We start from the raw sequence: 547 nt of genomic DNA on the forward strand, positions 1-547 counted from the left end.
TGGGGTCGGGACGCCAGATCATCTGGTCGGCCACCGCGTAGAAGCTGTAGTCGCCGTGGTGCTGCCGCGCGTTGCCGTTCGATGCGGGATCGGCGAGCGACAGACCGTCGGTGCCGGCGTTCTGGTCCGCGAAGCGGCCGTTGTGATACCACAGGCCGATCTTGTAGGTACCCGGCAGTCCGTTCGAATGGCCGGTGTCCATTTCGCCGTCGGACGGCTGGTTCAGCGCGTACTGCAGCTCGCCGATATAGAGCGTGCCGTTGTGCAGGTTGAAGTTCGTGCCGCTCAGGTTGCCCGGGTTGTTGCCGAGCGGATCGCCGTCGAACACGCCCGCGAGCGCGGTGAGTTTCGGCGTGAGCTGTGCGCGCACGCGTACGCCGAGGCCCGCGAGCGGATACGCGGGGCCGCCGTTCGGCAGATCGTACGACGGCAGCGCGGGCCAGCCGAACATCGTATTGACGAACGTGTTCGCATACGTGCTGACCATGAACTCCTGGTCCAGGCTCTGCTGGCCGATCTTCACGTCGACGCGCTTGTCGAGGAACGA

1 protein-coding gene is annotated in these 547 nt (G+C 65.6%); it reads right to left on the reverse strand.

Annotation, left to right across the window (positions count from 1 at the left end; genetic code table 11):
• On the reverse strand, positions 1-547 hold a 547-nt coding region (locus AC0KUR_RS38110; protein WP_473377421.1), incomplete at both ends, for a carbohydrate porin.

It is taken from the genome of Burkholderia sp. YHN3-13, assembly GCF_055810675.1.